General features: G+C 50.4%; 9 protein-coding genes and 1 pseudogene. 2 read left to right on the forward strand and 8 right to left on the reverse strand.

Annotation, left to right across the window (positions count from 1 at the left end):
- Positions 1-2: 2 nt before the first annotated feature.
- Positions 3-1834 (reverse strand): annotated as a pseudogene (gene glmS / locus KNV97_RS16560) (glutamine--fructose-6-phosphate transaminase (isomerizing)).
- 92 nt (positions 1835-1926) lie between these two features.
- The gene (locus KNV97_RS16565) at positions 1927-2688 is read right to left on the reverse strand and encodes a DeoR/GlpR family DNA-binding transcription regulator (protein WP_218562385.1); all 762 of its coding nucleotides are present in this window, start codon (positions 2686-2688) and stop codon (positions 1927-1929) included.
- A 436-nt stretch (positions 2689-3124) separates the two neighbouring features.
- Here KNV97_RS16565 and pykF point away from each other — a divergent pair, with 436 nt between their 5' ends.
- Positions 3125-4537 (forward strand): pyruvate kinase PykF, encoded by a 1413-nt coding sequence (gene pykF, locus KNV97_RS16570; RefSeq protein ID WP_218562386.1) that lies wholly within the window; start codon positions 3125-3127, stop codon positions 4535-4537.
- 444 nt (positions 4538-4981) lie between these two features.
- On the opposite strand, the gene KNV97_RS16575 is transcribed toward pykF, so the two are convergent.
- From KNV97_RS16575 to KNV97_RS16585, 3 genes are all read right to left on the reverse strand, one after another.
- Complete coding sequence (locus KNV97_RS16575; protein WP_256612187.1) at positions 4982-6853, reverse strand: GGDEF domain-containing protein; 1872 nt, start codon at positions 6851-6853, stop codon at positions 4982-4984.
- Between the two features lie 228 nt (positions 6854-7081).
- On the reverse strand, positions 7082-7780 hold the full coding sequence (locus KNV97_RS16580; RefSeq protein ID WP_218562387.1) for an oxidative stress defense protein: 699 nt from the start codon (positions 7778-7780) through the stop codon (positions 7082-7084).
- Positions 7781-8054: 274 nt separating this feature from the next.
- The gene (locus KNV97_RS16585) at positions 8055-8957 is read right to left on the reverse strand and encodes a LysR family transcriptional regulator ArgP (RefSeq protein WP_136483205.1); all 903 of its coding nucleotides are present in this window, start codon (positions 8955-8957) and stop codon (positions 8055-8057) included.
- Between the two features lie 172 nt (positions 8958-9129).
- Here KNV97_RS16585 and KNV97_RS16590 point away from each other — a divergent pair, with 172 nt between their 5' ends.
- On the forward strand, positions 9130-9753 hold the full coding sequence (locus tag KNV97_RS16590; RefSeq protein ID WP_218562388.1) for a LysE/ArgO family amino acid transporter: 624 nt from the start codon (positions 9130-9132) through the stop codon (positions 9751-9753).
- Between the two features lie 135 nt (positions 9754-9888).
- On the opposite strand, the gene mscS is transcribed toward KNV97_RS16590, so the two are convergent.
- The 3 genes from mscS to KNV97_RS16605 form a co-directional block, all read right to left on the reverse strand.
- Positions 9889-10752 carry a small-conductance mechanosensitive channel MscS gene (gene mscS, locus KNV97_RS16595; protein ID WP_136483203.1) on the reverse strand — a complete coding sequence of 288 codons (864 nt, stop codon included), beginning with the start codon at positions 10750-10752 and terminating at the stop codon, positions 9889-9891.
- Positions 10753-11063: 311 nt separating this feature from the next.
- Positions 11064-12140 (reverse strand): class II fructose-bisphosphate aldolase, encoded by a 1077-nt coding sequence (gene fbaA / locus KNV97_RS16600; protein WP_218562389.1) that lies wholly within the window; start codon positions 12138-12140, stop codon positions 11064-11066.
- Between the two features lie 151 nt (positions 12141-12291).
- Positions 12292-13455 (reverse strand): phosphoglycerate kinase, encoded by a 1164-nt coding sequence (locus KNV97_RS16605; protein ID WP_218562390.1) that lies wholly within the window; start codon positions 13453-13455, stop codon positions 12292-12294.
- Positions 13456-13638: the final 183 nt, after the last annotated feature.

The following is a 13638-nucleotide window of genomic DNA, read 5'->3' on the forward strand; positions in this document are numbered from 1 at the left end:
AATTACTCTACGGTTACCGCTTTAGCCAGGTTGCGTGGCTGGTCGACGTCGGTGCCTTTGATCAGGGCGACGTGGTATGACAGCAATTGCATTGGTACGGTGTAGAAGATCGGTGCGGTGATCTCGCTGACGTGCGGCATCGGGATGATCTTCATGCCTTCGTCGGCTTCAAAGCCGGCCTTCTCATCGGCGAACACATACAGCAGGCCGCCACGGGCGCGCACTTCTTCTACGTTCGATTTTAGTTTTTCCAGCAGGTCGTTGTTGGGTGCAATCACCACGACCGGCATATCGGCGTCGATCAGTGCCAGCGGGCCGTGTTTCAGTTCACCGGCTGCATAGGCTTCTGCGTGGATGTAGGAAATTTCTTTCAGCTTCAGTGACGCTTCCATCGCGATTGGGTAGTACTCACCGCGGCCCAGGAACAGGGTGTGGTGCTTGTCGGCAAAATCTTCCGCCAGGGTCTGGATCTGCTTGTCGAACGCCAGAGCGCTTTCAATTTGTGCCGGCAGCGCGTGGATCGCCTCAACGATTTCCGCTTCTTTGGCTTTATTGATTCGGCCCTGCTCTTTACCGATTGCCGTGACCAGCATCAACATCGCCGCCAGTTGCGTCGTAAAGGCTTTGGTTGAAGCCACACCGATTTCGGTTCCGGCGCGGGTCATGAACGCGATGTCGGATTCACGTACCAGAGATGAACCCGAGACGTTACAGATGGTCATCGCGGCCATGTAGCCACGCTCTTTGGCGATACGCAGCGCAGCCAGAGTATCGGCGGTTTCACCCGACTGAGACAAGGTGATCAGCAGGCTGTTCGGACGGGTCACGAAGTTGCGGTAACGAAATTCAGACGCGATTTCTACGTCACAGCTGACACCGGCCAGCGCTTCAAACCAGTAGCGCGCTGCCATGCCCGAGTTGTAAGAAGTACCACAGGCGATGATCTGCACGTGCTCTACTTTACTCAGGATCTCGACCGCGTTAACACCAATGCTTTCGGTGATCACTGAATCTTTGGTGATACGGCCTTCCATGGTGTTGAGCAGCGCTTTTGGCTGTTCAAAGATCTCTTTTTGCATGAAGTGACGGTACTGGCCTTTATCACCGGCATCGTGCTCTGCGTTCGATTCGACAATCTCACGCTCAACCTGCTCACCTAAAGTGTTAAAAACTGTCACTTCGCGGCGGGTCATTTCCGCCACGTCACCTTCTTCCAGGTACATAAAGCGGCGGGTCACACTCAGCAGGGCCAGCTGATCTGAAGCCAGGAAGTTTTCGCCGACACCAAAACCGATCACGATCGGGCTGCCGGAACGGGCCACGACCAGACGGCTTGGGTCTTTGCGATCCACAACCACAGTACCGTACGCTCCTTCCAGCTGCTTAACGGTTTTTTGTACCGCTTCCAGCAGCGAAGAAGCGCTGCGCAGTTCCCACTCCACCAGGTGAGCGATCACTTCGGTATCGGTTTGTGATTCAAATACGTAGCCCGCGCGCGCAGTTGCTCACGCAGGGTTTCGTAGTTTTCGATGATGCCGTTGTGCACCACAGCGATGTCACCGGACATGTGCGGGTGGGCGTTGACTTCAGACGGCTCACCGTGCGTGGCCCAGCGGGTATGGGCGATCCCGGTACCACCGGAGACCTGCGCGGCGTCAACCGCGTCGGCCAGTTCCTGCACTTTACCCAGGCGGCGGATGCGGGTCAGCTGCTGCTCTCCATCTACAATCGCTACACCGGCTGAGTCGTAACCACGGTACTCAAGACGGCGCAGGCCTTCGACCAGAATTTCTGCCACATCACGCTGCGCTACCGCGCCAACAATTCCACACATGTTTATACTCCATTAATCATTTTGTTCTGTTTTGAACGACATTATCCTACCCGCCAACACAGGCATACCATTCAAAACGGGATAATTGGTTATCAGGCCCGGATCACCCGCACCTGATGAGATTCAATTTGCGCGGCATCTTCATCTGCCAGACCGCGATCCGTTACCAGCACATCAATACTGTCCCAGGCCAGTTCCAGATTGGGAATCTTACGGCCGATTTTTTCTGACTCGACCATCACAATCACTTCACGCGACACTTCCGCCATCACCTTGCTCAGGCCGACCAGTTCGTTGAACGTGGTGGTGCCGCGTGCCAAATCAATGCCGTCTGCGCCGATAAACAGCTGATCAAAATCATAAGAGCGCAGCACAGATTCTGCCACCTGGCCCTGGAATGATTCCGAATGGGTATCCCAGGTGCCGCCGGTCATTAATAAGGTGGGTTCGCTTTCCAGTTCATTGAGGGCATTGGCGACATTGAGCGAGTTGGTCATCACCACCAGGCCGCGTTTGTCGTTCAGTTGCTGAATCAGTGCCGCGGTGGTACTGCCGCTGTCGATCACAATTCGGTTATGTTCCCGGATTAACTCTGCTGCCGCCTTTGCCAGTTCAACCTTTCGAAACGAAACTTTTGAATTCATTTCATCAGCGACCACTTCGCGCGGCAGGGCTATCGCACCACCGTAGCGTCTGAGCAGCAGGCCATTGGTTTCCAGTGAGGCCAAATCCTTACGGATGGTGACTTCGGAAGTATCAAACTGACTGGAAAGCGCTTCGACGCTCACTTCACCTTTCTCATTGACCAGATTGGCAATCGCGTGGCGTCTGAGCTGAGTGTTTCGTTTCGACATGATTTCTTGTTTTGTTAGTTTCAAATCGAAAGAAATTATAATCAAGATGAAACATTTCTGTCCATTTATTTCGATCCAAAAAATTATTATTTCGCGCTAAAACCTTGTCCTAAGACAAACCTTAGACAGTGATATTGCCTTCATTCAGTGTTAGAATTCACACCCGAAAAGAAAAAAAATTACAGAATCAGACCACGAACTGGTGTCACAAAAGCCGTTCAACATGGATAAGTTGAAGATTTCTGAAATTTCATCCCATACAAATGGTCATAAAATGACTAAATTTGTTGAAAGACTTTCAGCTTTGAGGTGAGTAAAACTCGTGAACTACACTTGGCAATAGAAGAAGATAAGTTGCCACCACCGAGCTCACTTCGACGCTAACAACGAAACTTTACTTTATTTATTAAATTTTATTTACCGGAGAGACCCTTCCATGAAAAAGACCAAAATCGTTTGTACGATTGGCCCTAAAACTGAATCTGTAGAGAAGCTGACTGAACTGGTTGCAGCTGGCATGAACGTGATGCGCCTTAACTTCTCTCACGGTGACTTTGTTGAGCACGGTACTCGCATCGCGAACTTCCGTACTGTCATGGAAAACACAGGTAAGGAACTGGCTATCCTGCTGGATACTAAAGGTCCTGAAATCCGTACCATCAAACTGGAAAACGGTGATGACGTTGAGCTGGTTGCCGGCCAGGAATTCACCTTCACGACGGATACTAAAGTAGTCGGTAACAAAGACATCGTTGCAGTGACTTACGCAGGTTTCGCGAACGACCTGAACGTCGGTAACACTATCCTGGTTGACGACGGTCTGATCGAAATGGAAGTGGTGGCGAAAACTGACAGCGAAGTAAAATGTAAAGTTCTCAACAACGGCGCACTGGGCGAAAACAAAGGTGTTAACCTGCCAGGCGTTTCTGTGAACCTGCCAGCGCTGTCTGAAAAAGATAAAAACGATCTGAAATTTGGTTGTGAGCAAGGCGTTGATTTCGTTGCAGCATCTTTCATCCGTAAAGGTTCTGACGTGAAAGAAATCCGCGACGTGCTGAAAGCATTCGGCGGCGAAAACATCCAGATCATCTCTAAAATCGAAAACCAGGAAGGCGTAGACAACTTCGACGAAATTCTGGAGCTGTCTGACGGTATCATGGTTGCACGTGGCGACCTGGGTGTAGAAATCCCGGCTGAAGAAGTTATCTTCGCGCAGAAGATGATGATCGAGAAATGTAACCGCGCACGTAAAGTGGTTATCACTGCAACCCAAATGCTGGATTCAATGATCAAGAACCCACGTCCGACTCGCGCAGAAGCGGGTGACGTAGCGAACGCGATCATGGACGGTACTGACGCAGTGATGCTGTCTGGTGAAACCGCGAAAGGCAAATACCCGGTTGAAGCTGTGACGATCATGGCGCAAATCGCAAACCGTACTGACGCCGCACTGAAAGCGGAACTGGGCTCTCGTCTCGACAGCCCACGTCTGCGCATCACTGAAGCTGTATGTAAAGGCGCGGTAGATACTGCTGAGAAACTGGCTGCACCACTGATCGTGGTTGCAACTGAAGCGGGTAAATCAGCACGTTCAGTACGTAAGTACTTCCCGACTGCGAACATCATCGCGGTAACGACTAACAAGAAAACCGCCGCTCAGCTGGTGCTGACTAAAGGTGTGCGTCCGGTCGTGGTTGATTCAATCGCCAGCACTGATGACTTCTACCGTCTGGGTAAAGAGATTGCTCTGGAATCTGGTCTGGGTAAGAAAGGCGACATCGTGGTCATGGTTTCTGGCGCTCTGGTTGCTTCAGGTACCACTAACACAACATCTGTTCACGTACTGTAATTTCAGTAGCAGCACTTGTCCGGTCTGCGCCGGATAAAATAACAGACAATAAAAAATCGGGGCATGCCCCGATTTTTTTGTCTTTAATTTCTGTGGTTCAGCTACCAGCCAAAGAACTCTTTGTGATGGGTATTCAGCAATAAAACCATAGGTAGGAAATAAAGTGCGCTCAGTTTTATGCCCAACACCAACAAAAAGCCAATGGTCAGCCTCACCAGAAAGTGGTTAACCATACCTGCCCCGTTTTGCCCGGCGTCCTTATCGTGCTGTCTGTTCATCACGCAGCGGTGACGACATGACCACCCAGTTTCCGGACAGCTATTGATGAAAAGAACAACAGTCTACTTATTGTACAGTTTAGCTCAAGCAAAAAGAGAAATTAGACTTTAGTCTCAGTGTCAGAAAAATGTGACACTCATCAAGATTTGTCGGCATTAATAGACTTTATGCGATATCATCACAGCTATAACAGAGGGAAACCCGGTTACGCCCCAGAGTTTTAGACTCATACAAGGCAATATCGGCGCATTTATAGGAACGGGTGCTGTCCTGATTCAAGTCGGTAATTCCGGCACTGATGGTCACGGTTAGACTTTGGTCTAGGTCAACCGCATGGCGCAGACGCTCGACCACCGCCTGCGCTTCATCGATAGCCGTATGCGGCATAATCACAGCAAATTCCTCACCGCCGATCCGGCTGATAAAGTCGGTGGTGCGTAACTGGCTCACCAGAAGGTCGGCGACCTGCGCGATGACCCGGTCACCGGCGTCATGCCCCTGCTCATCATTAATCCGTTTGAAAAAGTCGATATCAATCAGCACCAGACAAGCATCGTGGCTGTCGGGATAACGCGCCACCAGCTGAGTCTGAGCCTGCAACTCCTGCTCAAATTTACGCCGGTTCCACAAATGGGTCAGCGAGTCCTTCTCACTCAATTCACGCAGCTTATTTTCCAGTGCTTTGTGCTCGGAAATATCCACCAGTGAAGTTATGTAATAACTGATGCGTCCGGCTTCGGAGATAGCCTGGATGCGCATGATGGTGGTCAGATGGCGCTGCTCCGGGGTGACAAATTCCACTTCGCCCTGCCAGAACTGGGCCTGCTCGACCAGTTCCAGCACATGCATTATATACTCGATACCCTGCTGAGACAGCAGTGTTTTCAGGCCGTTGCGGCCGACAACCCGCTCACTGCTGAGGCCGGTGATGTTCTCGAACTCCTGATTGACCTTGATGACCTGGTGCGAGGTATCGGAGATCATCACCGCCGACATCCCCTCCAGAGCCGCGCGCGCCAGTTTGCTTTCAATGTTACGGCGATGGTAATGCAGCGCCATCGACAAGGTCGGCAGGATAAACACCAGCAACAGCAGAAACACGAATATCCCCTGCTTAACCAGATCATCCACATCCCGTTGCAGACGCTGTTCCAATTGCTCAGGCGACAAGGTGATCACCAGATGCAGCTTTTGGTCTGCGGAGAGATCAAAGGTGGTAAAAATCAGCAGATGGCCTTTTTCCTGGGTATAGCCATTTTGTATCTGCTTGATTTCATTCCAGCTGAGCGGAAAACGCTGCGCCAGACTTTCTCCGCGCAGGGAGCCTTGCCCCGGCGCATCTCGGTAATCACGTCCTGAGGCGGCCAAATAGATCCCCTGCTCAGAAACCAGCTGCGGCCGCAGTTCGTTATTTAGTACATAATTGAGCCGGTTGGCCAGATTCCAAGGTTCGACACTGACCATGATGTAGCCATAGCGCTTATCCAGTACCGATACCGGTCTAATGACCTGAATAGACGGTAAGGTTAAGTCAACATCCGGCCCCAGCGCGTGCTGTGAACTCCAGATACCAATATCATCGGCGGCGAGGGTTTGAGCGTAGCGAAAGAATCCGCTCTGTGAGTGATCGTGGCGGTCTTCCGTACTTTGCGCAGAATGGGTATGCGGATAATAATCGACCCGCAGTTTTTCGATGCCTTGATTGTCAACGAAACGGATATGATTGTAGCACTTCTGGCTCTTGAGCACAGAGACGAACATACTTTCCAGTTGGTTCTTATTGTGTTCGCTCGGGTCAAGCGCAAAATCGGCCGTCAGCTGGCCGTCGCCGAGCAGGTCAACCACAGAGAACAGCTGCTCCTGACTGTTGGCAAATTCACGCTCACTGTAGGTCAGTTGATTCAGGCCGCTCTGAGCGATCTCAATAATGGATGCTTGCTTGATTACCTGGTAGCGCTGGGAGTAGTATGCGGCCGTTGCGGTCAAAATCAGGGTGCTGACAATCGCAAGAAAGATCACTACTCTTGAAAATCTCATCACTCTGCGCCACTAATCTGCCAAAAATTAAGTCGGGCATTATAGCACCATCGCGCGCAGACAGAATATAAAATAGCCGATTCATCATTTAACTCCATGCTTTCTGCATTCGGCAGCAAAATAACGTGGTGTTGCAATGAATTATCGGCTGTCGCTGGTGAATCATCCTTGAAACTAAAAGTTAATCAGTTATCCGTTTGTTATTTGAATTGGCTGCGCTCGGCACAGCTACTCCTCCAGACGATAGATAACCTGGACCCGATCGCGGATAGTCAGCACTGAGTCCTGATAGGTATCACTGATGGCGCGCTTTTCGCTCATGTTCATGCTGCGCATCAGTACCGGTTGCTGATTGGCATCGTTATATTCCACCTGCCAGATAGCACCGAGATGACGCTCAAAACCTTTTGCCACTGATTGTGCCTTAAGTTTGGCATCCTCAATCGCGGCCATACGCGCCTGCATCTGATATTTAGCCGGATCACTGACTTTGAGCTGAATGTTATCCACCTGGTTGATACCCGCAGCCAGAGCAATATCGAGATACTGATTCAGATTGGCGATCTCGCCGACTTCAACCGTTACATTACGCGACGCACGGTAGCCGACCAGTTCCGGCTGGCCCGATTGCGGATAATGATACTGCGGCGCAACAAACAGGTTGGAGCTGGCAATCTGCTTACGCTCCACGCCAGATTCGGCCAGGCGGTCGGTAAACTGCGCCACCACCTTGTCCACCGCAGCTTTGGCCTGCTCGGCATTCATCGTGGTTTCCACCACCTGCACCGAGAACTGCGCCATGTCAGGCTGAGCCTCGACTTCACCATACCCTGTGGTCACCAGATGAGGAAAATCCGGAGTTTGTGCAAGCACACTCAGTGATGTCACACTGCAAAACACTAACGCTAGCTGGGCGATCCATTTCATTTATTCACCTTTTCTCGTCAAAGCCGGGGCCTGACCATACAGGGCCCGGGCAGATAAACCAGAGCAATAGCGCATCAACCCGTGCTGACTGCTCCCCTGTCTCTTGTGTTGTCTCGCCTGCACAGTTTAGCTTAGCCCGCAGACACCCCCAACTGTGCACACCACCAACACGCAGACTTTGAGCTTATAATAGGTGAAAGGTTGCACACTCTCCGTCAATCCCAGGTAAACTGACATAACTTTGACCTGATAGCCCTTACGACCCTGACTGTGACTATATTGATTGCGGCAAAACACGCTGCGCCACGCGGATAATGTCGCGCGACAGACGCTTCAGAATGCCACTCTCCAGCTGCCAGTGATGCCAGTACAGCTTTTGATCGATGCGCATACCCGGCAAGATCTCCACCAACAGCCCCTGCTCCAGCTCAGCGCGAATCTGAATTTCCGGGATCATGGCAAACCCGATCCCGGCCAGCGCGCCTTTCACACACGCCTCAGAACTGCCGACACTGTGCTTAACCGGACTTTGCATCTCATAGCCCAGCGACTTACGCACAAAGCGCTCGTTGACATAATCATTGGGATCAAACGCGATTGAAGGGGCGCTTTCCAGTGCTGCGCCGCTCACGCCAGCCGGGAAATAGCGCTGATAAAATCCCGGCGCACAGACACACAGATAAGGCATATCGCCAAGCAGCACCGCTTCACAGCCGGGGATCGATTTAGCCGACTGACTGATGGCAGCGACCACCTCGCCGTTTTTGAGTTTTTCTATCGTGCGGTGCTCGTCATCGACCAGCAGGTTAAGCTGGATATTGCTCTGCTCAACCAACGGTGCCAGCGCCGGGATCAGCCAGGTCGCCAGACTGTCTGCATTGGTAGCAATGGAGACTGAGACGGTTTTGTCGCTGTCATCACCACTCAGATCCGGCAGAATTTCCTGTTCCAGAATGCATACCTGACGATATAAACCGAGCAACTTCTGTCCGGCCGGTGTGACGCGTGGTGGTTGCTCGCGCACCAGCACCGGCTGCGCCAGCCACTTTTCCAGCTGCTTAATCCGTTGTGATACCGCCGACTGCGAGATACACAGTACGTCGGCGGCTTTTTCAAAACTGCGCTGAGCGATGATCTCATCCAGGGCTTCTATCCAGCGATAATCCAATCCGCGCATGACCCGACCTCATTAGCCTAACTTATTAGCAATTAATATTATTAGATTTATTTATTTTCACCCATCCTTTATTTTAACGCCAGATTTAATACTTACTCAGTTTTAAAACATAACTATTGTTTTCTGAACATAACTATTGTTTTCCGAACAACTATTGGCTTTAGGTTTCACTATGAACTTATGGATTTTACTGCAGGGCTTTGGTTTCGGCGCGACCATGATTATTCCGATCGGGGCTCAGAATGCGTTTGTGCTTAATCAGGGCATTAAGCGCAACCATCATCTCACCACCGCCACCCTGTGCAGCTTTTTAGACATCTTTTTTATCTCACTGGGGATCTTTGGCGGCGGCGCAATTCTGACTCAAAATGAATGGTTGCTGGCGCTGGTGACCCTGGGCGGCATTCTGTTTCTGATTTTCTATGGTATCCAGTCGCTGAAAAGCGCCTTTGACCAGCAGCAGGCAAGCAACGATAAGCAGGCGATGCTGCGCGGTCGCCGGGCGGTGATTCTTGGCACCCTGGCCGTGACCGTGCTCAACCCGCACCTGTATCTGGATACGATTGTGATTCTGGGATCGATTGGCGGCCAGTTTGAAGGCAGCGACCGGCTTTCCTTTGCCATCGGTACCATACTGGCCTCATTCGTGTGGTTCTATTCACTCTCCATCGGCGCGGCAAAACTGGCCCCGACGCTGTCCAAACCTAAGGTGAAAAAGATCATCGATCTGGTGGTGGCCGCAGTGATGTTTCTCATCGCCTTTACGCTCGGCCATAACCTGCAGTGGCCGGTTTAATCCGGCGCTGCAGCATAGAAGAAGTGCCAAGCATAGAAAAAGTGCCAAGCACATAACGTAAAAACGGAGGCTGATGCCTCCGTTTTTTCTTAGTGAACCAAGTTGGTCCTAATAAATAACGAGCTGAATGAATAATTAGTCCAGCTTGTTGAGATGCACATCCATTTGCGGGAATGGGATCTCGATACCGTTTTCATCCAGCGCTTCTTTAATTGCCTGAGTCAGATCCCAGTAGACCGGCCAGTAATCGGCACTGTTCACCCAAGGGCGCACAATCAGGTTGACCGATGAATCTGCCAGCGTATGCACGGCAATATTGACCGCCGGATCTTTCAGTACGCGCGGGTCACTTTCCACCACTTTACGCAGCACTTCTTTGGTCTTTTTCAGATCCGCTTTGTACGATACGCCAATCAGCATATCCACCCGGCGGGTGTCGTAGCGTGAGTAGTTGACAATCGAGTCGCCAATCACAGATGAGTTCGGCAGTACGATCATCTTGTTATCCGGCGTTTTCAGAATGGTCTGGAAAATATGGATAGAATCCACTGAACCGGCCACGCCAGCCACTTCGACGTAGTCACCGGATTTGAACGGACGGAATGCCACGATCAGTACACCAGCGGCGAAGTTAGACAGCGAGCCTTGCAGAGCCAGGCCAATCGCCAGACCGGCCGCACCGATAACCGCGACCACAGATGCCGTCTGCACCCCGATGCGGCCCAGCGCCGCAATCAATACGATGACAAACAGCAGGTAACGCACCAGACCGTAGATGAACTGCACCACGGCTTTGTCCATCTGTTTCTTCTGCAGTACTTTGGACACGCTGCCGGCAATCACCTTGACGATGATATTACCGATAAACAAGATCAGCAGCGCAGAGATAATATTCACGCCGTATTGGATCAACAGATCCGAGTTATTGGTCAGCCAGGTATTGACCTGACCCAGACTATCGACAATTGGTATGTCTACACTGCTCGATTCACCAGCCATAGTGTTTATCCTCTAGAGTAATCATTATGTATTTCTATATAAACCACTGACTATCATACACATAATATGCGCCGTGCTGACATCAGATTTTGGTTAATTATTCGTTTGGCACAGCTTATCTGCGACAATTTGCATTAAATTGACACAGTAAGTTTAAAGGCTTACAAAGCAAAAGGTTATGAGGTGAGCATCGTGCCTGTTACAGCGTATGCAATAAATACCGGCGTTGCCAACTCAGGCACTGATTTGTTTGCGGCAGATACAAAAAAACCCGCTCGATGAGCGGGTTTGCGAATCACATCAATGCCAGATTACAGTACGTCAACTGAGTTCAGGTCAGAGAATGCTTGCTCCAGGCGAGTTACCATTGAAGCTTGACCAGCACGCAGCCATACGCGTGGATCGTAGTATTTCTTGTTTGGTGCATCTTCACCAGTCGGGTTACCGATTTGACCTTGCAGGTAATCGTGGTTAGCCGCTTCGTATTCACGGATACCATCCCAACATGCCCACTGAGTATCAGTATCGATGTTCATTTTGATAACACCGTAGCCGATAGATTCGCGGATTTCTTCCAGAGAAGAACCTGAACCACCGTGGAATACGAAGTTCAGTGAGTTTTCTGGCAGGTTGAATTTCTCAGAAACGTATTTTTGAGAATCACGCAGGATAGTTGGAGTCAGTACAACGTTACCTGGTTTGTAAACGCCGTGTACGTTACCGAAAGAGGCTGCGATAGTGAAACGGTGGCTGATTGCGCTCAGTTTTTCGTAAGCGTATGCCACGTCTTCCGGAGAAGTGTACAGCTCAGATGCGTCCATGTCAGAGTTATCAACGCCGTCTTCTTCACCACCGGTACAACCCAGTTCGATTTCCAGAGTCATGTTCATTTTCGCCATGCGCTCAAGGTATTTCGCTGAGATCTCGATGTTTTCTTCCAGAGACTCTTCAGACAGGTCGATCATGTGAGAAGAAAACAGTGGCTTACCGGTTTCTGCGAAGTGTTTTTCACCCGCGTCCAGCAGACCGTCGATCCATGGCAGCAGTTTTTTCGCTGCGTGGTCAGTGTGCAGGATGACAGGCACGCCGTAAGATTCTGCAACAGTGTGAACGTGTTTTGCACCCGCGATCGCACCCAGGATTTGAGTTTGCTGACCTTCAAGTTTCAGACCTTTACCAGCAAAGAAACCCGCGCCGCCGTTAGAGAACTGCACGATAACCGGAGATTTAACTTTCGCTGCTGCTTCCAGTACTGCGTTTACAGAATCAGAACCGATACAGTTTACTGCTGGCAGAGCAAATTTGTTTGCTTTAGCAATTTCAAATACTTTCTGAACGTCGTCGCCAGAGATCACACCTGGTTTAACGAAATCGAAGATCTTAGACATGGATATAATCCTATTTTTGTCGTTTTAATTAAAAACGGTAAGTTTACATTCTTGTAAAAGCTTGCTTACAACTGGCGCTATTCTAGCAGAAGAAACCGGCCGGTGCAGCAAACAAGAAAGCGGGAAATCACTCCCGCTTTCTATCAATTAGTTACGCTTTAGCGCGTGCTTCCAGCATTTCAACTGCAGGCAGAACTTTACCTTCTACAAACTCAAGGAAAGCGCCGCCGCCGGTTGAGATGTATGAAACGTCTGCTTTGATGCCGAACTTGTCGATCGCAGCCAGTGTGTCACCACCACCGGCAACAGAGAAGCCTTCAGACGCTGCAATCGCTTCTGAAATGCCACGGGTACCGGCTTCGAAGTTCTTGAACTCGAATACGCCTACCGGGCCGTTCCACAGGATAGTTTTCGCGTTTTTCAGGATTTCAGCCAGTTGCGCCGTTGAATCCGGGCCCAGGTCGAAGATCATGTCGTCGTCCTGAACGTCAGCCACGTTTTTGATTTCCGCTTCTGCGTTTTCATCGAAGGCTTTGGCACACGCCACGTCAGTCGCAACCGGAATGGCACACTCGTCCATCAGTTTCTTAGCCGTGTCAACCAGGTCAGCTTCGTACAGAGACTTACCTACGTTGTGGCCTGCTGCTGCGATGAAGGTGTTGGCGATACCACCGCCAACAACCAGTTGGTCAGCGATTTTCGACAGTGATTCAAGTACCGTCAGTTTGGTCGATACTTTAGAGCCGCCAACGATAGCAACCATTGGGCGAGCTGGATTGTCCATGGCTTTACCCAGTGCATCCAGTTCGTTCGCCAGCAGAGGACCTGCACATGCAACAGGAGCAAACATGCCCACGCCGTGAGTTGAAGCTTGTGCACGGTGCGCGGTACCGAAAGCGTCCATTACGAATACGTCACACAATGCTGCGTATTTCTTAGACAGCTCTTCTTCATTTTTCTTTTCGCCTTTGTTGAAACGAACGTTTTCCAGAACAACCAGTTCACCAGCGTTCAGTTCCAGACCTTCCAGGTACTCTTTCGCCAGTTTCACTTCGCAGTCCAGCGCGTCGTTCAGGTAGTTCACAACAGGCTGTAGAGAGAACTCTTCTGCGTATTCGCCTTCAGTAGGACGACCCAGGTGAGATGTCACCATTACTTTCGCGCCAGCTTCCAGGCAGTGCTTGATCGTTGGTAGTGATGCCAGGATACGTGCATCAGAAGTCACTTTGCCATCTTTTACTGGTACGTTCAGGTCAGCACGGATAAATACGCGTTTACCTGCCAGATCCAGGTCAGTCATCTTGATTACAGACATGGTTTGTCCTCTCAAATATTCAAAGAAAATAAAGTTTTCGTCAGTTCGGCGATCCTGCCGAACCTGTCAATTCTTAAATTGCTTAGTCAATTTTTAAACTAAGTTAGTCAATTTTCAAACTACTTAGTCAATGTTCAAATTACTTAGGATATGGGGATCATGATATTTATTTCAATGCTAAAA

The sequence above is a fragment of the Vibrio ostreae genome, assembly GCF_019226825.1.
Taxonomy (GTDB): domain Bacteria; phylum Pseudomonadota; class Gammaproteobacteria; order Enterobacterales; family Vibrionaceae; genus Vibrio; species Vibrio ostreae.